Below are 20,771 nucleotides of genomic sequence, written 5' to 3'. Positions count from 1 at the left end.
GCGATCCCGTTCGGGATCGCCGCAGCGCTCTGTTCAGTCAACCGTCGAGGATCGAAACATCCTCAGCGACAATGCAAACGCAACCAACAGCAGAGCGCCGACAAAAGCACTGACCCCACCCCAACCGCCACCCGCGTACGCGAGACCCGCGAGGGCGCCCGCCACGGACGAACCCGCGTAGTAGGCAAACAGATACAACGCCGACGCCTCGGCCCGGTGATCGGTAGCGATCACGCCCACCCACCCGCTGGCCACCGAATGTGCCGCGAAGAATCCTCCGGTGAAGAGCAGCATCCCCACGAGGGTCAACGCCAGATTGTCCGGAACGGTCAGTGCCAGGCCGATACCGATGACGACAACCGAGCCGAGCAGAACGCTGCGCCTACCCAGTCGGTCAGAGGCCCCGCCGGCTACCGCCGAGGTTAAAGTTCCGGCGAGGTAGAAAAGGAACACCAGGCCCACAAGCGCTTCAGGAAGGCCGAAAGGTGCTGCTGTGAGCCGAAACCCGAGGAAGTTGTAAATCGACACGAAGCCGCCCATCAGGATGAATCCCAAAGCGAACAGTGTTCGCAGCGACGGGTTCGCAAGGTGGCGTCGTAGATTCGACGCGGTCGTACGAACCGATACAGGTTGCGGGCGAAAGAACTTTGACGCCGGCAACTTCCGGATCATGTTGAGCGCGAACAACGCTGACAACAGAGCCGCAGTGAGCAGTGCCCAACGCCACGTACTGAAATCGACCACGGCCGAGGGAACAAGCCGTCCGATCAAACCACCGATCGTCGTACCGGCGACGTATCGCCCCATCGCAGCACCGAGGTCCTTCCGATCGACCTCCTCGGCCAGGTAGGCCATCGCCACCGCCGGGACCCCGGCCAGAGCCAAACCTTGCGCCGCGCGCCCGATCAGCAGAACCTCGATCGTCGGACTGAGCGGCAGGAGCAAACCGATCACACAGGACGCCGACGCCGACGCGATCATGACCCGTGTGCGACCGAACCGCTCGGAGAGCGCACTGGCGGGAATGATCGCCAACGCCAGCATGCCCGTCGTGGCCGAGACGGACAGCGCAGACACAGCCGGCGAGACGTCGAAGCCTTCCGCGAACGCGGGCAGCAACGCCTGTGCCGCGTACATCGAGATGAAGGTCGACAGTCCGGCCGCGAACAACGCAACGGTCACCGTGCGATACCCGGCGGATCCCCGGCGGAGCGGCGCCACCTCGGTTTCGATCACGTTCTCAACAGTCACCACGTACCTCCAGGCATCTCTTACCTCCGGTAAGAATCCTCCCGCCCAGCTTCGGCAAAAGAAAATGCATAAATTTGGACTTCTACATGTCTGAGGCGCATATAGATTTGGTTCGTGATGCTGACCGAAGACCTCGAGTGGTTTGTCGTACTCGCCGAAACCCAACAGGTCACCGCGACTGCGGACCTGACCCACCTGTCGCAGCCGACCCTTTCACGCAAACTCGCACGCCTCGAACGACAGATCGGCGTGACACTCTTCGACCGTCAGGGACGCCGACTAGAACTGAACCGGTACGGCGAGATCCTCTACGAACACGCTCGGACCGCGCTCCGCGCCCTCGACGCGGCGCAGACCGAAATCCGGTCGCTGGCGAGCCCCGAGAGCGGCACGGTGCGACTCGACTTCCTCCACTCGTTCGGAACCTGGCTGGTACCGCACATGCTGCGGGGATATCGCGTCGAGCATCCCGGGGTGCGATTCGAATTGCATCAGGACAGTGCCCAGTTCCTGGTCGACAGAATTTCCGCCGGCACGTCCGACCTGGCCGTCGTCTCGCCGCAGCCGCGCGATCCACAGGTGGCGTGGATGCAGATCGCTCAGCAGTCACTGGCATTGGCTGTTCCGGCTGATCATCGCTTTGCGCAGCTGCCTTCGGTCGAGCTTGCGGACGCGGCCGAAGAACCGTTCATCGGAATGCACCCGAACTTCGGGATGCGAAGAATTCTCGATGAACTCTGCGCGGCCGCAGGATTCACTCCGAATTTCGTCTTCGAGAGCAGCGAGCTGGCAACGGTCGGCGGACTGGTCTCCGCGTCCTTCGGTGTCTCGGTGATGCCGGTTCAAGATCCGCCGATCTGGGCCGAAGGAGTCGTCTACGTAGCGATCGAAGGAGCACAGCGAAAAATAGGGCTGATCTGGTCGAAGAGCCGCGAGCTGTCCGATCCCGCCCGGACGTTCCGCGACTACGTCCAAAGAACGACTTGGTCGTGAAAGTGCCCCCGGATAACTACGGATCGGTAACATCGCTCGAGGGGAGCAATTTTCATGCCATTCTTTTCAAACCTACGGTGCCGTAGGCTGGGGCGAAGTCGCGCATTCACTCAACATGGAGGCAAGAAATGACGAGGATTCTGACGCAGCTGGAGCTGCTACAAGAGCTGCAGCCGGTTGCCGAGGAGAACGTCAACCGCCACATCTCCATGGCCAAGGAATGGCATCCACACGATTACGTCCCGTGGGACGAGGGTCGTAACTTCGCAGCCATGGGCGGCGAAGACTGGAGTCTCGAGCAGTCACAACTCGGCGAGGTCGCCCGAGCCGCGATGATCACCAACCTGCTCACCGAGGACAACCTGCCGTCGTACCACCGTGAGATCGCCGAGAACTTTTCGCAGGACGGCGCCTGGGGCACGTGGGTCGGCCGATGGACCGCCGAGGAGAACCGCCACGGCATCGTGATGCGTGATTACCTCGTCGTCACGCGCGCAGTCGACCCCGTCGAGCTCGAGCGCTTCCGCATGGAACACATGACAAACGGTTACAGCGCACCCATCGACGAGGGCGACGCCGGGCTGCTGCACTCGGTCGCGTACGTGACCTTCCAGGAACTCGCGACACGCGTCAGCCACCGCAATACCGGCAAGGCCTGCGACGAACCGGTTGCCGACAAGATGCTTCAGCGCATCGCGGCGGACGAGAACCTGCACATGATCTTCTACCGCAACATCTGCGCCGCCGCGCTCGATCTTGCTCCCGATCAGGCTCTCAAGGCTGTGGCGAACATCGTCCAGAACTTCCAGATGCCCGGCGCCGGAATGCCGAACTTCCGCCGCAACGGCGCTCTCATGGCCAAGCACGGTATCTACGACCTTCGCCAGCACCTCGACGAGGTCGTCTGGCCGGTCCTGCGCAAGTGGAACATCTTCGAGCGCAACGATTTCAGTGCCGAAGGCGAGAACACGCGCGAGGAGTTGGCGGCCTTCCTCGAGACCCTCGCCGCCAACGCGACGAAGTTCGAGGAGCAGCGCGATCGCATGCTCGCACGCGAAGCCGCCAAGCGCGAACAGCAGGCTTCTTAGTTTCACCAGCTATTCTGTGCCCGGTACCGGATTCGGTGCCGGGCACTTCCAATTGTCACAAATATTTGTTCAGAGGTAGTCATGTCATCCCTTCGTATCGGTTCACTCGAGCTGCACAGCCCCGTGGTCCTCGCACCCATGGCGGGCGTCACCAACGTCGCCTTCCGCACGCTGTGCCGTGAACTCGAACTCGAACGTGCAGGCAGCACGTCCGGGCTCTACGTCTGCGAAATGGTCACCGCACGCGCGCTCGTCGAACGCCAGCCGGCCACGATGCACATGACCACGTTCGGCCCGACCGAAACGCCCAGGTCGCTGCAGCTTTACACCGTCGACCCGGATACGACGTACGCCGCGGCCAAGATGATCGTCGACGAGAACATGGCCGATCACATCGACATGAACTTCGGCTGCCCGGTACCGAAGGTGACCCGCAAGGGCGGCGGATCGGCGCTGCCGTACAAGCGTCGACTGTTCGGACAGATCGTCGCGGCAGCCGTGCGCGCCACCGAGGGCACCGATATTCCGGTCACCGTCAAGATGCGCGTCGGTATCGACCCGGAACATCACACACACCTCGACGCCGGCCGGATCGCCGCAGCTGAAGGCGCCGCTGCAGTCGCGCTTCACGCACGAACCGCGTCGCAGCGCTACTCCGGCACTGCTGACTGGAACGAGATCACGCGCCTCAAGGAACACGTCACCGACGTGCCGATCCTCGGCAACGGCGACATCTTCGACGCCTCGGATGCTGCCCGCATGATGAACGAGACCGGCTGCGACGGCGTCGTCGTCGGACGCGGCTGCCTCGGACGGCCATGGCTGTTCGCGGAACTCAGCGCAGCTCTCAACGGACAACAGATCGCCACGCCGCCGACGCTCGGCGAAGTCACCAAGATCATCGCCCGTCACGCCCAACTGCTCGCCGCGCATCACGGTGAAATGAAGGGCTTGCGCGAACTTCGCAAGCACGTCTCCTGGTACATGCGTGGGTTCCCGGTCGGATCGGATCTGCGAGTCTCGATGGCCTTGGTCAGCACGTTGTCCGAACTGGACGACCTGCTCGGACAGCTCGATCACGACGTCCCGTTCCCCAAGGACGCCGAAGGCCCGCGCGGACGCCAAGGCTCACCCGGTCAGGTGGCACTTCCGGAAGGTTGGCTCGACGATCCCGAAGACGACCTTGTGCCGGTGGGAGCTGACATGATGCACTCTGGCGGCTAGCGAAAACATGCCGTCGGATTACTCACATCACTTTCTGAGTGGAGCACTCAGGATTCACCAGTAATATGGCTCCAGCTTCGTCGACAACCGGTTGACGCCGGCATCTGAATGACGAGTTACTGACAGTCGACGACGGGACAGGTTGCATCGGTGGGTGATGATCACGATTCGGGCCCACCTCCGCCCGAGAGCCGCGCCCCCTGGGAACGTCCGCTCGCAGACAAGCGCTTCCGCAGCGCCCGACCGGACCAACCGGCAACGCCCCCGCGCCCTGCCACACCCCAGCGACCAGCACCGCAACCGCCCACTCCCCCGGAGCGTCGCAGCAGTGGACGTACCGGCCGACGGGATTCTCCTCCGACCGACGACTCCGTGTCAGTCGCCGAGTTGGTCCGCCGGGTAGGCGACAAAAAGCCGCCACCAGCCCCGGCTGCGCCGCCCAAGTCCACCCCACCTAAGACTCCATCGCGAGCTGCATCGGCACCATCCCCGGCGCCGTCGGCACCGCCCCGGGCGGCATCGGCACCGCCCCCAGCCCGGCCGATTCCCGCGCGCCCGACAGTCCCGCCTGCCGCAGCGGACTGGATAACCGAAGAACATCCCGTCACCTCCGCAGTGCCGCGAGTAGTCGGTGACACCGGCGCCACCCGCCTGGCGCAAAGCAAGATTCGCCGACGCCATCGCGCAAAAGTGATCGGCCGATCAGCAGTAGCGTTCCTGGCCGTCATGTCGCTCGCATTGACCGGCGTCGTCTGGGGTTATCTGCGATCAGTCGAAGGCGGCTTCGATCAGATTGCAGCACTCGACACCGAATCCGACGACATCATCGACGCCGGCGGCCAGCTCGGTGACGAGACATACCTGATCATCGGCACCGACACCCGCGCCGGTGCGAGCGGTGAGATCGGCGCCGGAACCGTCGAAGACGCCGAAGGTGCCCGAGCCGACACGGTCATGCTGGTGAACATTCCCGCCGACCGAAGCCGTGTCGTCGCAGTCTCCTTCCCTCGTGACCTCGACGTCGAACGTCCGATCTGCCAGGGCTGGGACAACGACGCCGGCAAGTACACCAGCGAAACCTTTCCGGCAGCCAGTGGCGACAAGCTCAATGCGACGTACGCACTCGGTGGCCCGAAGTGCCTGGTCAAGGTCATCCAGAAGATGTCCGGCCTGAAAATCGGGCACTTCGTCGGAATGGACTTCGCCGGTTTCGAGCGCATGGTCGACACCGTCGGCGGCGTGAACGTCTGCTCCCCCGGACCGATCGAGGACGGCATCCTCGGAACCGTCCTCGCGTCCGGCGGCACGCAGATGCTCGACGGCCGTACCGCACTCAACTACGTGCGCGCCCGCCACGTCGAAGCCGAAGGCAACGGCGACTACGGACGCATCACCCGTCAGCAGAAGTTCCTGTCGGCGCTGCTTCGCTCGGCCCTGTCCAACCAGGTCCTCCTGAATCCGAGCAAGCTCAACGGATTTATCAACGCCTTCACCAGCGACACGTTCGTCGAGAACATCGACACGAAATCACTGGTCACCCTCGGCCGTTCGCTGCAGAACGTCGATGCAGGCGCGGTCACGTTCTTGACGGTCCCCACCGACGGCACCAACGACTGGGGCAACGAGATTCCTCGCACCGACGAGATCAAGTCCCTCTTCCAAGCAATCATCGACGACGATCCACTTCCGGGTGAAGAGCGCGAGGACACCACACCGTCGTCGACCAGTTCCACGACAACCGCTCCTACGTCCAGCACGCCGCCGGCCGCCACTTCCGTCGAGGCGATGAGCGCCTACAACATCTCGGTCGACGTCTCCAACGCGTCGGGAATCGCCGGGCAGGCTGCGACGATCGCCGACAGCCTCGCGGCTTACGGTTTCCAGATCTCCACGGTCGGTAACTTCAGCGCAGCCACCGGCCTGGCGAATGCTCAGGCATCAACCACCGTCGTGCGCTACGCCGCAGGCTACGAGGCTGAAGCGGTGACCGTCGCGTCGTCGATTCCCGGTGCGGTTCTCGTTCTCGCTCCGAGCATGGGAGACATGATCGAGGTCGTCGTCGGAAGCAATTTCTCCGGCACCGTCGTCGCCCCCGCCGAGCCGGGGACCATGCTGGCGGCAAATCCGACGTCGGTCGACACCAGCACCTCGACGGCTCTGCCCGCCGACATCGCCAGCGTCAACGCCGGAGACACCACCTGCGACTGAGACTTGTTCATTCACCTTGCGTTCACCTGGTGCTTGTGACTTGGTCTTTCACGGCACGTAGGCTCTGACCTCATGCGCGTGGCTTACAACGAACAGATGACCGAGCTTGCAGACACGCTCGGCGAGATGGCAGGACTGGCAGGTGCCGCTATGGAGCGCGCCACCCAGTCCCTGCTCCAGGCAGACCTGTCCCTGGCAGAACAAGTAATCGGCGAACACGACAAGATCACCGAACTCAGCACCATCTGCGAGGAGCGTGCGTTTGCGTTGCTTGCCTTGCAGGCTCCCGTTGCCGGAGATCTGCGCTCGGTGGTCAGCGGAATCCAGATCGTCGCCGACATCGACCGCATGGGTGCACTCGCCCTGCACGTCGCCAAGATCGCGCGCCGCCGACATCCCAACCACGTGCTTCCTGAAGAGGTCAACGGCTACTTCGCCGAGATGGGACGCATCGCCGTCTCCATCGGTGCAGCCGCCAAGGTCGTACTCGAGACCCGCGACCCCGAGCGCGCTGCTCGCCTGCGCGAAGAAGACGAAGCGATGGACGACCTCCACCGCCACCTCTTCACCGTCCTCATGGATCGCGAGTGGAAGCACGGCGTAGCCGCCGCAGTCGACGTCACTCTGCTCGGCCGCTTCTACGAGCGGTTCGCCGATCACGCTGTCGAGGTCGGCCGACGCGTCATCTTCCTGGTGACCGGCAAGCTGCCCGAAGAGCCGGAAACCACCGAGAAGGTCGACAACCTCACCTCGTACCCGGATCTCTGAACCCAACCGTCCACGTGAGTAAAAGGCGGCCGCGCACCTGCGCGGCCGCCTTTCCTATTCAGTTCTCGTGCTCGTGCAACCAGGTCTCCAACGTGGGTCCCGCAGTTGTCGACTCAGGCCCGGGTAGCAGCGCCCCGCCTTTCATCGCCTTACCCGCTCCCGGCATCGAGATCGGGATCAGCAATGTGCGCCGGCCACGGTATTTCAAGATCTCGCGCGTCATGGCCGGGATCTCGAGGACCTCGGGCCCGGCCAGGTCTGGGGCCCTACCGGTCGGACCATTCTGAGCGCAGGTCACAAGCGCCTCGGCGACGGTCTTCGCTGCCACCGGTTGTGACCGCATCCTGGGAACCATCGCAACCGGCCCCAGTCCGAAGAGGGCGATGGTCTTCTCGCCGAACTCGAACCACTGGGTGGATCGCAGAATCGTGAAGGGAATGCCCGACGCTTCCACCGCGCGTTCCTGGGCGGCTTTTCCCTGGTAATACCCGAACGACTTCAACTGCGGATCGTCGCAGTTCACGATCGAAAGCAACACGTGATGCTTTACGCCGGCTCTGGTTTCGGCCGCAGCGATATTCCTCGCTGCGGTCTCGAAGAACTCGATCGCCTTCTTGGCACTGTTGGTGACGTGATCGCTCACGTCGACGACCACGTCGGCGCCGGCAAACGCTTCGTCCAACCCGGCACCCGTGGAGATGTCGACTCCCGTCGATCGAGCGGCAGCGACCACGTCATGGCCCCCTGCCTTGGCCTGCTCTACGACCAGTTTTCCCATCTGGCCGGTTCCGCCCAGAACAACAATTCGCATGATGCCTCCGTCAAACCTGTGCGCCCGGCTCTCTTCGGCCTGGTCACATAGTGGACGATGCAGCCGCCCGGAGTGTGACGGTCGGGCAGATCAGTCGCTGTACTTCTCCGATACCCGTGCCCGCCACTGCGACCAGATCGGATCCAACGCTGCGCTCGCCTCGTGGGCGTGATCGGCCACAGCCCGGGCCAGCATCCCCGGTCCCGCCAGCGGCGTCACGTGCCCCTCGACGTCGTCGGAAGTCTTCATCCCCAACAGCATGGTTGTACCGAGCACGCGATGACCACCAAGAATTCCCGGCAGCGAACGGCCCGGCACGCTACGCAGGTCGAGTGTTTCCACGAGAAGCGCGTCACCGTCGACGGTGATTCGCTGATCCGAGCGAAGCGCACCGCCGGTTTCGCCGGTCCGGCCGAACACGATCATCTCGTCGAGCAGCGCCACCGCGTCGGATTCCAGCGAAATATCCACGCGCCTGGTCACATCCGCGCCGCCGGCGACGACAAACGGTGCCGCACGCCAGATCAGCGCCGCACCCGCGCCGACGCTCGCTGATGCCGACCACGACGCCCGGCCACCGCGCGCGTTGTACGCGACGGTCCCTGAAGGCTCGATCACCTCGAGACACGTACCCGGCGCGACCACGAATTCGATACGCAGGTCGTCACCGGCCAGCAGCGTTGCGCTGTGCCCTACCAAGGCAATTCGCACGGTGAGCCCGCGAGCGTCGACGAATCGCGGGGCCAGGAAGTCGCCCGAGATCAGCTCTCGCGCAACAGCGGTGTCCCCCACTCGCTCGACGACAACCCGCGTAGCTCCGGTGCTCATCAGTGAGCGTGAGAGTGACTGTGCCCGTGACCGTGTCCGTGGTCGTGGTCTTCTTCATCGGCATGGAAGTGCGGTGCCATCGGTCCCGGATCCTGCGGGGTGTGGCTACCCGCGCGATGAGCTGCGATGACCTGGCGAAGCCACGCGCTGAGCTGGTCGATCGTGGCGTGATCCTTCTGGCTGAGTGCGAGAACGGGAAGTCCGTCACGTGCGGCCGTGGCATCGGCAACCATCTGGACCGCGTCGACGTCGACGTACGGGGCCAGGTCGATCTTGTTGACAACCAACAGATCTGCCCGCTCGATTCCGGGACCGCCCTTGCGCGCGACGTCTCCACCGCCGGCGACGTCGATGCAGAAGATCTGGGCGTCGACCAAGGCCGGACTGAACGTGGCAGTCAGATTGTCACCACCGCTTTCCACGATCACCATGTCGAGGGGATGGAACTGACGCTCGAGGTCTTCGACCGCAATGAGATTCGGTGTGACGTCGTCACGAATTGCCGTGTGCGGGCACGCGCCCGTCTCGACTGCGACGATGCGCTCGATCGGCAGAACGTTGGCCGCGCGCAACAGTCGCGCGTCCTCGTCGGTGTAGATGTCGTTGGTCACAACCGCAATCTCGTACTCCGACGCGAGCTCGCGGCAGATGGTGGCGATGAGGGTACTTTTGCCGGTGCCAACCGGTCCGGCGACGCCGAGCCTCAAACCTCTTGCAGCAGTGGCGGTGTTGTTCAGGTTGTCAAGCACGGAAAATCCTCCTGGATCGAGCGTGGTGTTCGAGTGACCATTGTTCGACCAACGGTCCTGTTGTTGCGGGTATATCTGTGACGCCGTCGACTGCTACGGCAGCCGCGGCGACGGTTTCGATGGTCGAGGCGGCGCGGAGCAGCCATTCGACCGGTTCTGCCGGATCCACCGGCAGTAGCTTCAATGCTGCCGACGCCACCGTTTGTGCGTCGTCGTACAGACAGGATCTAGCTGCCTGCAGGTCGTCCATCCCGGAGATCGCCGTGAAGACTCCCAACGCGAGCGGACGCATCGGATGCCCGGGCAGAGCCATGAGGATCTGCACCGCGGGGTGGTGCGGCCACAATCGCGACGCCAGCCTTGCCAGCCCGCGTCCGAGTTGAATCGACGCCTCACGCAGCGGTGCGCTGGGAGTCCGAGCGAGCAGTTCTCTCGAGATGTCCTCGAGTTCGCCTGCACTACCCGCGCTTACGGCCCAACGCCGCGTGATCACCGTTGCAGCGGCCTCGACCAGCCCTACTGTTTCGAGTCGACCGCGAATGAAGTCAGGGACCTGACTCTGCAGGAGTCCGCCCACCAGTGCCGGTTCCAACCCCGACGAGTGCGCGTGACCGCCCGTAGGCAGACGCCCGTCTGCCAAGAGCATCGACGCTATCTCGGCAGACGCCATCTCGATTGACATGGTTTCAGAACAGCATGTAGCGCTGAGCCATCGGCACTACGTCAACAGGGTTGGGCGCGATCAGGTCGCCGTTGACCTTGATGGCAAACGTCTCCGGATCGACGTCGATGGACGGCAGTGCCGTGTTGTTCGGCATATCCGCTTTGGTGAGGTGACGAGTCGGCCGGACGCCGGTGAGGGTGCGGGTGAGACCGAGACGACCGGCCAAACCGTCCTCGATGGCCATCGGCGAGACGAACGTCGTGGACAGGTGCGGCGCCGATCCCGGAGTTGCCGCGATGGCCGGGCGAACGAACACCGGCTGCGGGGTCGGGATCGCAGCGTTCGGATCACCAAGAGGCGCAGCAACTATCGCTCCACCCTTGATCACGGCAGAAGGACGGACTCCGAAGAACGCGGGATCCCACAGAACCAGGTCCGCCATCTTCCCGGCCTCGACCGACCCGATTTCGTGATCGATCCCGTGCGCGACGGCAGGGCAGATCGTGTACTTGGCGACGTAGCGCCGCGCACGCTCGTTGTCGGCCGGCATGCTGGTGCCCAGCTTGCCGTACTGGGCCTTCATGACGTGGGCCACCTGCCACGTCCGCAGAGTCACCTCGCCGATACGGCCCATAGCCTGGGCATCGGACGAGGTGATGGAGATGGCTCCGATGTCGTGCAGAAAGTCTTCCGCCGCAATCGTTGTCGGGCGGATTCGAGACTCGGCAAAGGCAAGGTCCTCCGGAACCCGGGGATTGAGCGCATGACACACGATGAGCATGTCTAGGTGCTCGGCAACCGTGTTGACGGTATGCGGCAACGTCGGATTGGTCGATGCCGGAAGAACGTTCGGCTCACCGGCGGTCACGATGATGTCCGGTGCGTGCCCGCCGCCGGCGCCCTCCGCATGGAATACGTGGATTCCGCGTCCGGCGATCGCGTCCAAAGTGTGCTGTACGTAACCGGTTTCGTTGAGGCTGTCGGCGTGCAGCGCCACCTGGAGGCCGAACTCGTCGGCTGCTCGCAGAGCGGCGTCGATCGCGGCCGGAGTGGAACCCCAGTCCTCGTGAACCTTGAATCCGCCTGCGCCCGCGAGAGCTTCCTGGCGCATGGCCTCATGGCTGACGGTGCTGCCCTTGCCGAGAAGAAGAACGTTGAGCGGGATGTGGTCGAGGGCCCGATGCATCATCGTCAGCGACCAGGCGCCGGGCGTGACGGTGGTTGCCTTGCTTCCTTCGGTGGGGCCCGTTCCGCCTCCCGCCACGGTCGTCGTACCAGTGGCGAGTGCTTCCATCATCTCGACTTCACTGAGGAAGTGCACGTGAGTGTCGATCGCACCCGCGGTGAGGATCTTTCCCTCACCGGCGATCACGTCGGTGCTCGGCCCGATGAGCAGCTTGGGGTGCACGCCGTTCATGATGTCTGGGTTACCGGACTTGCCGATCGCAACGATGCGTCCGTCGCGAATTCCGACGTCTGCCCGGACAATTCCCCAGTGATCGAGGATCACCGTGTTGGTGATGACGACGTCGAGAGCCCCCTGATCACGAGTGGTCAGGCCCTGGCCCATCGACTCGCGGATGCTCTTACCGCCGCCGAAGACCATCTCGTCGCCGGTCGCGGTGTAATCGTGCTCGATCTCGATCCACAGATCTGTGTCGGCCAAACGGATCTGGTCGCCTGCGGTCGGACCGTACAGGGAGGCGTAACCGCGTCGATCGATCCTGCTCATTCGGCTGTCCTCTCAACTGTCGTCGCGGCGTCATCCGGTGAATCCGCCTCGACTGGAACATCACTCACGCGAACGTTCACCGAGGACGCTCGCAACGGCTCTTCGACCTCGACGCCGGGTGTGCCGAACGGCATGACGGTCTTGGGCTCACGCGCATGCGTCGGCAGGTCTTCGTCCGGCACGATCTGCAGGCCCGGAACCCTTTTGAGTCCGCCGAGCGCGATCAGTGTCACCGTTCTGCTGACTCCCGGTTCGAACCGAACCGACGTTCCCGAGGGGATGTCGAGCCGGAAACCGTCTGCCGCTTCGCGATCGAAGGTCAGCGCCGGGTTGGCGGCCGGCAGATGGAGATGCGAACCGATCTGAATGGGACGATCGCCGTCGTTGACGACGACCATCGTGATCTTTTCCGCGTCCGTGCCGAACTCGAGCGGTTCGGTGGACACACGTACCTCACCGGGAATCATCGAATGGGCTCCGTCACGGTGACCAGCTTGCGACCGTCCGGGAAAGTGGCCTCCACCTGGACGTTTGCAATCATCTCTGGCACCCCTTCCATCACGTCGTCGCGGGTGAGCACTTGCCGACCGGCGTTCATCAGTTCCGCAACCGTCATTCCGTCACGCGCGCGCTCGAGAATCCAACACGAGATCAGGGCCATCGCTTCGGGGTAGTTCAGCAGTACCCCGCGCTCGCGGCGGTCGCGGGCGACCATGCCCGCGACGCTCAGGAGCAGCTTTTCGGTATCTGAAGGGGTGAGGTGCACTGACAAGCCCTTCCGGTTGTGAAACGACATCGATCGACAGCGTGCTGTCGGGCCGAGATTAGCATTGCCCGAAGCGTCGTCAGTATCCACGAGATTCACATCGTCGGCTACTTCAGCACCCACTCGGCGCACTTGCGCTGCTCATCGAATTATTCGGGCGCCCAACGACGCTCAGCGGTACGCACCGGAGTGGGAACTATCACCACAACCAAAAAGTTTCACCCCCGTCTCCTGTTGGAAACGGGGGTGAAACATGGTCGTGCAGTGTGCAATCCCAGGACTTATCCGAAGCGGCCGGAGATGTAGTCCTCGGTGGCCTTCTGTGTCGGGTTCGAGAAGATCTTCTCGGTGTCGTCGATCTCGACGAGCTGACCGGGCTTACCGGTTGCCTCGAGGTTGAAGAAAGCCGTCTGGTCACTCACACGCGCAGCCTGCTGCATGTTGTGCGTGACGATGACGATGGTGAAGTCTTTCTTGAGCTCGGTGATCAGATCCTCGATCGCCAGAGTCGAGATGGGGTCGAGCGCGGAGCACGGCTCGTCCATGAGCAGGACGTCGGGCGAGACGGCAATGGCACGCGCGATGCACAGACGCTGCTGCTGACCGCCTGAGAGGCCACCACCGGGCTTGTCGAGGCGATCCTTGACCTCGTTCCACAGGTTGGCGCCGCGCAGCGAACGCTCGGCCACCTCGTCGAGCTTCTTCTTGCTGCGCTCGCCCTGCAACTTCAAGCCCGCGACGACGTTGTCCCGGATGGACATGGTCGGGAACGGGTTGGGCCGCTGGAAGACCATGCCGATGGTCTTGCGAACACCGACGGGATCGACGTTCGAACCGTAGATGTCTTCACCGTCGAGCAAGACCGAACCCTCGACGCGCGCACCGGGAATCACTTCGTGCATGCGGTTGAGCGAACGAAGAACGGTGGACTTGCCGCAGCCGGACGGGCCGATGAAGGCGGTGACACTCCGGGGCGGGACGGACAGGCCCACATCGGCGACGGCGTGGAACTTGCCGTAGTAGATGTTGACGTCCTTGAGATCCAGACGCTTGGCCATTACCGGCTCCCTACTGAGTTGTTGACGCTGTTGAGTACGAACATGTTCCGAGGCCGCATCACTTGCTTCTGACCTGTGAGAAGTGACCGATCAGCTTCGCGACGATGTTGAGGATCGCGATCAGCAGGATCAGGGTCAGCGCTGCGCCCCAGATGCGGTTGGTGCCGGCGTCGGTGGGGTTGTTCATCTCGGCGACCATGACGGAAGGCAGAGTGCCCATTTCACCGTTGAACAGGTCGAAGTTGATGAACGGTGCGTAGCCGACGAGGATCAGCAGCGGTGCGGTCTCACCGAGCACGCGGGCCAGGGCCAGCATGACGCCGGTGATGATGCCGGGAAGTGCCGTCGGCAGAACGATTTTCGAGATGGTCTTCCACTTCGGCACGCCGAGCGCGTACGACGCCTCTCGCAGATCCATCGGAACGATGCGCAGCATTTCCTCGGTGGAGCGGATGACGACCGGGACCATCAGCAGGACCAGAGCCAGTGACACGGCGAACGCGGACTTGGGGAAGCCGAAGGTCGCGATCCACAGGGCGTAGATGAAGAGCGCGGCCACGATCGACGGAACACCGCTGAGGATGTCGACCATGAACGTGGTGAGCTTGCCGAGCTTCGACTTCCGGTCGGCGTACTCCACCAGGTAGATCGCGACGAAGATACCGAGCGGGATGGAGAAGACCGCGCACACGATGCCTTGCAGCAGGGTGCCGATCAACGCGTGATAGATACCGCCGCCGTCGGCCGACGCCGTCAATCCGCTGAGCGAGTTGGTGAACCACGTCGGCGACGTCAGAGCGGGCAGGCCCTTGGCGATGACCGTGAAGAGCACCCAGACCAACGGGATGAGCGCGATGACGACTGCCAGGCTGACCAAGATGGTCGCGATGACGTCCTTGGCGCGACGACGGGTGCCGACGCCTTGGAAAGTGGGGGCCTTGACCGGCCGGTCCAGAGTGGAGGTCATGGGTCAGTCCTTCTTTCCGGCGATCACTGCGCGGGCAGCCGCGTTGACGACGAAGGTCAGTACGAACAGCACCAGTCCGGCCGCGATGTACGCGCCTGCCTGGATGTCGTTGTTGAACTCCGCGTAGCCGAGGGCGATCTTGGAGGCGATGGTCGAGCCGCCGTCGAACAGCGACCAGCCGAAGGCCTGAGAGGTGGTGCGCAGGATCAGGTACAGCGCCATCGTTTCACCGAGTGCGCGTCCGAGACCGAGCATCGATCCGCTGATGTAGCCGGACTTACCGAACGGGATGACCGTGGTGCGCACAACTTCCCAGCGCGTGGCGCCGAGGGCGAGTGCAGCTTCGATCTGTGATCGCGGGGTCTGGATGAACACCTCGCGGGTCACTGCGGTGATGACCGGAAGGATCATCACGGCCAGGACGATTCCTGCGGTGAAGATGGTGCCGCCGCCGGTGATCGATCCGCTGCCGTCGGCGAAGAGCGGGAACCAGCCGAAAGTCTTGTTGAGCCACACCGCGACCGGGGTGATCGCCGGTGCGAATACGAGAAGTCCCCACAGGCCGTAGACGATGGACGGCACTGCCGCGAGGAGATCGATCGTGTACGACAGCGGCCGGGTGAGCCACTTGGGTGAGTACGAGGTCAGGAAGATCGCGATACCCAGTGCGATCGGCATCGCGAGCACCAGCGCGAAGAGCGAGACGAGGACCGTGACCTGGAAGAGGTCGAGGACACCGAATGCCATCTCGTTGATGTTCTGCGTCACCCACTGGGAGCTGGTCAGGAAGTTGACCTGGTTCCGGCTCAGTGCGGGGATCGCCCGCCAGATCAGGAACGCACCGATCGCCGCGATGACGACGGTGATGAAGATGGCCGAACCGGAAGCGAGCGAGCTGAAGATGCGGTCGCCCGGACGGGTCACGGTCTTTGCTGTGCCGGTACCCGGGCCGTCACCCTTCGGTGACTGCTCGGTGGCCTGGGCCTTGGTGGAAGTAATCGTGTCCTCCGTGGTGCCGTTCGGACCGCCCACCCCGGCCCCGCTGGTTGCGGGGCCGGGAGAACGAGATGTCGAGGTGATGGGCGCGTCACTCATGTGCGCTCACGTTCCTTCACGTCTGAATGTAGATCCATGGGCTTGTCCGCACGAGTCCGCAGGTCAGCTCAGCTGATTGCCGAGATGGATGCGTTGAGTCGATCCTGGACGTTCGAGGGCAGCGGAACGTAGCCCTGCTCGGCCAGGTTGGCCTGTCCCTCGTTTGCTGCGCTGGTCAGGAACGACTTCACAGCTGCGGAGGTGTCGGCGTCGTAGCCCTTGGAGCACACGATCGAGTAGGTGGCGAGCACGAGCGGGTACGCGCCGGCTTCGTTGGTCTTGAAGATCGACGCGAGGTCGAGCGTCAGGTCGCCGGTGGCGTCGGACTTGAACTTGGCACCGGCGATCGACTTGGAAGCCGAATCGTTGGTCAGTGCGACTGCCTCGGAGCCCGTGTTGATCTCGGCAACCGAGAGCTTGTTCTGATCCGCGAACGACTTCTCGACGTAGGTGATCGAACCCGGTGCGGTGGATACTGCCTGTGCTACTCCGGCCGAACCCTTGGCGCCCTCACCGACGCCACCGGTGAAGTCGGAGCCTGCACCCGAGGTCCAGGCACCGTTCGACGCTGCGTCGAGGTACTTCTGGAAGTTGTCCGTGGTGCCCGAGGAATCGGAGCGGATCACGGCGGTGATCTTCTCGTCGGGAAGCGTTGCGCCGGAATTGAGCGCGGCGATTGCCGGATCGTTCCAGTTGGTGATGCCACCGTTGAAGATCTTCGCGAGGACCTCTGCGTTGAGAACGAGCTTGTCGACGCCGTCGAGGTTGTATGCAACTGCGATGGGGCCGAAGACGAGGGGAAGGTTCCAGGCTTCGCCGCCGACGCAACGCTCCTTGGCCTTGTCCGCCTGCTCGTCCTTGATGGCCGAGTCGGAGCCCGCGAAGTCGATCTGCTTGGCGATGAACTGCGTACGTCCGTCACCCGAACCGCTGGGGTTGTAAGCGACGTTGACCGTCTTGCCCTTTTCCTGGCACACGGAGATGTAGGTGGCGACGAACTGGTCCATGGCGTTCTTCTGTGCCGAGGAACCAGCGGCAGAGAGGTTGCTCTTGCCTTCGCACGTTGCGTTCGATGAGGACGCGTCCACACCCGTCGACGACGAGTTGTTGTCGCTGCCACATGCGGCCAAGGTCATGGCGCCCACGGCCACTACACCGAGCAGGGCACCACTGCGCTTGAGATTCACCAAGATCCTCCGGAAATCGCTACCGCCACGCCCACGATCGGGCGGCGACATGAGATGCAGAATGATTGAAATCTGCATCAGGCAACACGGCGCTGCCCACAGAGAAAAGTAGGCGGGCGCGGTGTCCGGTTGGACCACACATGGTTAACGGAGAATGAACAGACCAGACATTTCTGCGTGTTCGACTGTGACGTCAGCGCGCGCGGGCGTAAGCCATGTCCACGTGGAACCGATCGAAGCCGAGACGCTCGTACGTGTGCAGGGCGGCAGTGTTGTCGCCTTCGACGTACAGAAGGACGGTTCCGAGGCCACGATCACGCAGGTAATGCATGCCCGCCAGGGTCAGCACTCGACCGAGACCGCGTCCCTGCGCCGCAGGATCGATGCCCACGACGTACACCTCCCCCAGCTCCGGATCATCGCCTTCGGGTGCGTGCACCTTGGTCCAGTGAAAGCCGAGAAGAGTATCGGGATCGGTGTCCGCGAACGCCATGAACAGACCGGCGGGATCGAACCACCCTTCGGCCGTTCTCTCGTCGATCTCCGACTGGGTCCAGCCGCCCTGCTCGGGATGCCAGGAGAACGCCGCATTATTGACGCGAAGGATCTCGGAATCGTCTTCGGGTCCGCGATACGTCCGCATCGTTACACCTTCGGGCACAACGATTTCCGGAAGCTGCGGAGCATCGAGAGGTCGACGCAACTGAAGGAGCTCACGCACGCTGACCAGATCGAGACTCTTGGCGAATTCCACTGCAGCGTCTATGTTTCCGTGCGCCCAGACGCGTGTGCCTGAACGGCCCTCGTCGAATACCGCTGCGGCAAGCCTGGTTCCGATGCCGCGGCGCCGTGCCTGCGGGTCGACCACCAACTCCGCCATGTCAGGATGCTCGTCCGAACCGGCTTGCAGCTGTGCGTAACCGACGACGGCATCGCCGTCGAACTCGAGGAAGTGTCGTGCTGCACCGCGTCCGGCAACGGCATGTCGCCCCTGCTCCGAGACCGGCGCCTTGCCGTCGCACTCGGTCGCGCGATCGAGCAGCGCGGAAACCTGCTCGGCGGATCCGGCCGGCAGCGAATCGGTCCAACCCACGTCAGACCACCGAACCGTCGGCCGCGTCGTAGTCGACGTCTTCGTCGTCCTCGAACTGAACGGGAGCTGCTGCGCCGCCCTTGGCCCTGGTCGGACGCACTGCCTTGTATCCGACATTTCGGACTGTACCGATCAAGGACTCGTATTCGGTGCCGAGTTTCGCCCGCAGACGACGCACGTGGACGTCAACCGTCCTGGTGCCACCGAAGAAGTCGTAACCCCACACTTCCTGCAACAACTGCGCACGGGTGAATACCCGCCCGGCGTGCTGCGCGAGGTACTTGAGCAGCTCGAATTCCTTGTAAGTCAAATCAAGGGGCCGTCCACGCAGTCGTGCCGTGTACGTCCCCTCGTCGATAACCAATTCGCCCAGCGTGATCTTTCCCGACGCTTCCGGACTGGCCACACCGCCGCTGCGGGCGACCAACAACCGCAATCGGGCGTCCACCTCCGCCGGACCGGTACCGGGAAGCAGGATGTCGTCCAGCCCCCAGTCGGCATTGACTGCGACGAGTCCGCCTTCGGTGAGTACGGCGACCACAGGTACTGCAGATCCCGTGCTTCCGAGCAGTCGACACAAACCGCGCGCGGCAGCAAGATCGGTGCGCGCATCTACCAACGCCACGTCCGCGGAACTCGCTTCGAGAAGCGAGGAAACCTCTGTGGGGGCAGGCCGAACCGAGTGCGCCAGCAACGCCAACGCCGGTAATACAGCTTCCGGGTTGGGGTCGGAGGTGAGGAGGAGCAGTTCCACACGGCCTCCTATCTAGTAGCCCGCGCAACCCGCGAGGGCAACGCTCGAGTAGTTCGACGCTTTTGGTCGGTCACTACATTAGCGTGCCTGGTACCGGGGCCGTCGCATCGAACCCCGACCGGAGTCCGTCACAATGGTGCGGTGCGCAAACTGATCATCGGCATCGTCTTCCTCCTCGGCCTCGGACTGGTGGCCGATTTCGGCGCTGCCGCGTACGCCGAGTACCGGGTTTCCCGCGAGCTCCGAACCGGCGCGTCACTCGAGGCGGACCCCGAGGTCACCTTCAACGGGTTCCCCTTCCTCACCCAGGCACTCGGCGGGAAGTACAAGGACGTCTACGTCAGAGCCACCGGCGTCCAGAGCGACGTGGTCGGCGAAGTGACCGTCGAGGCCAACCTGCGCGGGGTCACCGTGCCCTTCTCCGACATCGTGAACGGCAACGTCACCCAGCTCCCCGTCGACAAACTCGACGGCCGGATGGGAATCAACGCCACCGATCTCGGAAAGTTGCTGAACATCCCTGACCTGCAGGTATCTTCGCCGCCGGCCAACAAGTCGGACGGCACCGGGGGCAGCGGCGGAACGGGCGCCAGCACCGCGGGCGCCGTCGTGCTGACCGGAACGGTTGCCGTCGGCCCGGTCGAGACTGCCGTGAGCGTGCAGGCCAACCTGGTTCTGGAAGGTGGGCAGGTCAAGATCGTCGCCAGCAACCTGTACTTCGGTCCTGAGGGCAAAGCCGATTTCTCGATCCCCGCGGCTCTCGAACCCGTAGTCCTCGGATTGTTCAGCTACACGATCGATCCGCAGGCACTCCCCTACGGAATCCAGCCGAGCCTGGTCTACGCGGAAGGCGGAAGAATCGTGATCGAAGGCAGCGCCGAAAACACGACGATCGATCTCGCAGAGCTGCAGAACCGATGACCGGGATCACAATTCTGCTGGTCGCGCTCGTAGCCGTCGTCGCGGTCGGACTCTTTCTCAAATCGCGCAACGGAGCGGTCCGAGCCACCACCACGTCCGCAGCCAGCGGCACCGACAGCCGCCTCGAACTGCTGAGCGCCGCCGGAGTCGCATCGCCGAACGGCGGACCCGTCGTACTGCATTTCTCCGCCGACTGGTGCGGACCGTGTGCAGCAGTACGGCGCGTCGTCGGCCAGGTCGTGGTTTCGATGGCCGACGCTCCCCGTCCGCCGGTGGAGATCGAACTCGACATCGACAAGGAACCGGCCCTGGCACGCGAAATGAGCGTCCTGTCCCTACCCACCACCTTCATCCTCGACGGTGGACTCGACGAACAGTTCCGAGTGTCAGGAGTGCCGTCCGCAGCCGACCTGAAAGCTGCGCTCGTACCACTATCCGGACCCCACGAGCCAAAATCCGAGAATTCGGGGTAAACTCGCCGACGTGCAAACCCGCCACGAGCTGATGCTCACCCGACGCCGCGCAGTAGACCTGTGCCGCCTCGGGGGCTGTTGCTGTACCTGTTGCTGATCACCACATCCGTCAGATCTCTCTGACCTTCGAGCTTTCGCTCA

The 20,771-nt window shown here is 63.5% G+C and carries 22 protein-coding genes; 8 read left to right on the top strand and 14 right to left on the bottom strand.

From position 1 onward, the window contains the following. Nucleotides 1–33: 33 nt before the first annotated feature. Nucleotides 34–1,251: an MFS transporter gene (locus tag ACFWAD_RS08930; protein WP_378542866.1), complete on the bottom strand. Its 1,218-nt coding sequence runs from the start codon at nucleotides 1,249–1,251 to the stop codon at nucleotides 34–36. 114 nt (nucleotides 1,252–1,365) lie between these two features. Here ACFWAD_RS08930 and ACFWAD_RS08925 point away from each other — a divergent pair, with 114 nt between their 5' ends. The 5 genes from ACFWAD_RS08925 (at nucleotide 1,366) to phoU (ending at nucleotide 7,532) form a co-directional block, all read left to right on the top strand. Continuing rightward, a complete protein-coding gene (locus tag ACFWAD_RS08925; protein ID WP_378542864.1) occupies nucleotides 1,366–2,244 on the top strand; it encodes a LysR family transcriptional regulator in 879 nt (292 codons plus the stop codon). Between the two features lie 128 nt (nucleotides 2,245–2,372). Further along, nucleotides 2,373–3,332, top strand: coding sequence for an acyl-ACP desaturase (locus ACFWAD_RS08920; protein WP_378446580.1), 960 nt, complete (start codon nucleotides 2,373–2,375; stop codon nucleotides 3,330–3,332). Nucleotides 3,333–3,413: 81 nt separating this feature from the next. Further along, complete coding sequence (gene dusB, locus ACFWAD_RS08915; RefSeq protein WP_003939756.1) at nucleotides 3,414–4,556, top strand: tRNA dihydrouridine synthase DusB; 1,143 nt, start codon at nucleotides 3,414–3,416, stop codon at nucleotides 4,554–4,556. 150 nt (nucleotides 4,557–4,706) lie between these two features. Continuing rightward, nucleotides 4,707–6,764 (top strand): LCP family protein, encoded by a 2,058-nt coding sequence (locus ACFWAD_RS08910; protein ID WP_378542861.1) that lies wholly within the window; start codon nucleotides 4,707–4,709, stop codon nucleotides 6,762–6,764. A 72-nt stretch (nucleotides 6,765–6,836) separates the two neighbouring features. Next, entirely contained in the window at nucleotides 6,837–7,532 is a 696-nt protein-coding gene (gene phoU, locus ACFWAD_RS08905) for a phosphate signaling complex protein PhoU (RefSeq protein ID WP_003940130.1), read from the top strand. Between the two features lie 58 nt (nucleotides 7,533–7,590). Here phoU and ACFWAD_RS08900 read toward each other — a convergent pair whose 3' ends face one another. From ACFWAD_RS08900 to ACFWAD_RS08840, 13 genes are all read right to left on the bottom strand, one after another. Then, nucleotides 7,591–8,343: an SDR family oxidoreductase gene (locus tag ACFWAD_RS08900; protein WP_378542859.1), complete on the bottom strand. Its 753-nt coding sequence runs from the start codon at nucleotides 8,341–8,343 to the stop codon at nucleotides 7,591–7,593. A gap of 90 nt (nucleotides 8,344–8,433) precedes the next feature. After that, nucleotides 8,434–9,171 (bottom strand): urease accessory protein UreD, encoded by a 738-nt coding sequence (locus tag ACFWAD_RS08895; protein WP_378542857.1) that lies wholly within the window; start codon nucleotides 9,169–9,171, stop codon nucleotides 8,434–8,436. Continuing rightward, nucleotides 9,171–9,920 carry an urease accessory protein UreG gene (gene ureG / locus ACFWAD_RS08890; RefSeq protein WP_347874591.1) on the bottom strand — a complete coding sequence of 250 codons (750 nt, stop codon included), beginning with the start codon at nucleotides 9,918–9,920 and terminating at the stop codon, nucleotides 9,171–9,173. The genes ACFWAD_RS08895 and ureG overlap by 1 nt, the downstream gene beginning before the upstream one ends. Next, nucleotides 9,913–10,602, bottom strand: coding sequence for an urease accessory protein UreF (locus ACFWAD_RS08885; protein ID WP_378542855.1), 690 nt, complete (start codon nucleotides 10,600–10,602; stop codon nucleotides 9,913–9,915). The genes ureG and ACFWAD_RS08885 overlap by 8 nt, the downstream gene beginning before the upstream one ends. Nucleotides 10,603–10,606: 4 nt before the next feature. Beyond that, nucleotides 10,607–12,316 carry an urease subunit alpha gene (locus tag ACFWAD_RS08880; RefSeq protein ID WP_378542853.1) on the bottom strand — a complete coding sequence of 570 codons (1,710 nt, stop codon included), beginning with the start codon at nucleotides 12,314–12,316 and terminating at the stop codon, nucleotides 10,607–10,609. Next, entirely contained in the window at nucleotides 12,313–12,783 is a 471-nt protein-coding gene (ureB, locus tag ACFWAD_RS08875) for an urease subunit beta (protein ID WP_007733849.1), read from the bottom strand. Before ureB ends, ACFWAD_RS08880 begins: the two co-directional genes overlap by 4 nt. After that, complete coding sequence (ureA, locus tag ACFWAD_RS08870; RefSeq protein ID WP_003939800.1) at nucleotides 12,780–13,082, bottom strand: urease subunit gamma; 303 nt, start codon at nucleotides 13,080–13,082, stop codon at nucleotides 12,780–12,782. The genes ureB and ureA overlap by 4 nt, the downstream gene beginning before the upstream one ends. Nucleotides 13,083–13,363: 281 nt before the next feature. After that, nucleotides 13,364–14,140 (bottom strand): phosphate ABC transporter ATP-binding protein PstB, encoded by a 777-nt coding sequence (gene pstB / locus ACFWAD_RS08865; RefSeq protein ID WP_230814665.1) that lies wholly within the window; start codon nucleotides 14,138–14,140, stop codon nucleotides 13,364–13,366. A gap of 58 nt (nucleotides 14,141–14,198) precedes the next feature. Next, on the bottom strand, nucleotides 14,199–15,107 hold the full coding sequence (pstA, locus tag ACFWAD_RS08860; protein ID WP_378542851.1) for a phosphate ABC transporter permease PstA: 909 nt from the start codon (nucleotides 15,105–15,107) through the stop codon (nucleotides 14,199–14,201). A 3-nt stretch (nucleotides 15,108–15,110) separates the two neighbouring features. Next, nucleotides 15,111–16,202: a phosphate ABC transporter permease subunit PstC gene (pstC, locus tag ACFWAD_RS08855; protein WP_378531991.1), complete on the bottom strand. Its 1,092-nt coding sequence runs from the start codon at nucleotides 16,200–16,202 to the stop codon at nucleotides 15,111–15,113. Nucleotides 16,203–16,270: 68 nt separating this feature from the next. Beyond that, complete coding sequence (gene pstS, locus ACFWAD_RS08850) at nucleotides 16,271–17,389, bottom strand: phosphate ABC transporter substrate-binding protein PstS (protein WP_378542948.1); 1,119 nt, start codon at nucleotides 17,387–17,389, stop codon at nucleotides 16,271–16,273. Between the two features lie 193 nt (nucleotides 17,390–17,582). Next, on the bottom strand, nucleotides 17,583–18,482 hold the full coding sequence (gene mshD, locus ACFWAD_RS08845) for a mycothiol synthase (protein ID WP_378542849.1): 900 nt from the start codon (nucleotides 18,480–18,482) through the stop codon (nucleotides 17,583–17,585). Between the two features lies 1 nt (nucleotide 18,483). Further along, complete coding sequence (locus ACFWAD_RS08840; protein WP_003939728.1) at nucleotides 18,484–19,236, bottom strand: response regulator transcription factor; 753 nt, start codon at nucleotides 19,234–19,236, stop codon at nucleotides 18,484–18,486. A gap of 141 nt (nucleotides 19,237–19,377) precedes the next feature. Between ACFWAD_RS08840 and ACFWAD_RS08835 the strand changes: the two genes are divergently transcribed. Genes ACFWAD_RS08835 through ACFWAD_RS08825 form a run of 3 tightly spaced genes read left to right on the top strand, consistent with a single transcriptional unit; the run spans nucleotide 19,378 to nucleotide 20,727 of the window. After that, nucleotides 19,378–20,157: an LmeA family phospholipid-binding protein gene (locus tag ACFWAD_RS08835; RefSeq protein ID WP_347874593.1), complete on the top strand. Its 780-nt coding sequence runs from the start codon at nucleotides 19,378–19,380 to the stop codon at nucleotides 20,155–20,157. After that, nucleotides 20,154–20,630: a thioredoxin family protein gene (locus ACFWAD_RS08830; RefSeq protein ID WP_378531985.1), complete on the top strand. Its 477-nt coding sequence runs from the start codon at nucleotides 20,154–20,156 to the stop codon at nucleotides 20,628–20,630. The genes ACFWAD_RS08835 and ACFWAD_RS08830 overlap by 4 nt, the downstream gene beginning before the upstream one ends. Nucleotides 20,631–20,640: 10 nt before the next feature. Continuing rightward, nucleotides 20,641–20,727 (top strand): putative leader peptide, encoded by an 87-nt coding sequence (locus ACFWAD_RS08825; RefSeq protein WP_350318872.1) that lies wholly within the window; start codon nucleotides 20,641–20,643, stop codon nucleotides 20,725–20,727. The last annotated feature ends 44 nt before the right edge of the window (nucleotides 20,728–20,771 follow it).

The sequence above is a fragment of the Rhodococcus sp. NPDC059969 genome, assembly GCF_042738325.1.
GTDB lineage: Bacteria > Actinomycetota > Actinomycetes > Mycobacteriales > Mycobacteriaceae > Rhodococcus_F.
This window is presented reverse-complemented; position numbering and strand designations above follow the sequence as displayed.

Excerpts from the sequence above, each read along its gene's own strand:
- ACFWAD_RS08920 (WP_378446580.1), top strand. The coding sequence starts at position 2,373 with ATGACGAGGATTCTGACGCAGCTGGAGCTGCTACAAGAGCTGCAGCCG.
- dusB (WP_003939756.1), top strand. The coding sequence starts at position 3,414 with ATGTCATCCCTTCGTATCGGTTCACTCGAGCTGCACAGCCCCGTGGTC.
- phoU (WP_003940130.1), top strand. The coding sequence starts at position 6,837 with ATGCGCGTGGCTTACAACGAACAGATGACCGAGCTTGCAGACACGCTC.
- ACFWAD_RS08900 (WP_378542859.1), bottom strand. The coding sequence starts at position 8,343 with ATGCGAATTGTTGTTCTGGGCGGAACCGGCCAGATGGGAAAACTGGTC.
- ACFWAD_RS08895 (WP_378542857.1), bottom strand. The coding sequence starts at position 9,171 with ATGAGCACCGGAGCTACGCGGGTTGTCGTCGAGCGAGTGGGGGACACC.
- ACFWAD_RS08885 (WP_378542855.1), bottom strand. The coding sequence starts at position 10,602 with ATGTCAATCGAGATGGCGTCTGCCGAGATAGCGTCGATGCTCTTGGCA.
- ACFWAD_RS08880 (WP_378542853.1), bottom strand. The coding sequence starts at position 12,316 with ATGAGCAGGATCGATCGACGCGGTTACGCCTCCCTGTACGGTCCGACC.
- ureB (WP_007733849.1), bottom strand. The coding sequence starts at position 12,783 with ATGATTCCCGGTGAGGTACGTGTGTCCACCGAACCGCTCGAGTTCGGC.
- pstB (WP_230814665.1), bottom strand. The coding sequence starts at position 14,140 with ATGGCCAAGCGTCTGGATCTCAAGGACGTCAACATCTACTACGGCAAG.
- pstA (WP_378542851.1), bottom strand. The coding sequence starts at position 15,107 with ATGACCTCCACTCTGGACCGGCCGGTCAAGGCCCCCACTTTCCAAGGC.
- pstC (WP_378531991.1), bottom strand. The coding sequence starts at position 16,202 with ATGAGTGACGCGCCCATCACCTCGACATCTCGTTCTCCCGGCCCCGCA.
- ACFWAD_RS08830 (WP_378531985.1), top strand. The coding sequence starts at position 20,154 with ATGACCGGGATCACAATTCTGCTGGTCGCGCTCGTAGCCGTCGTCGCG.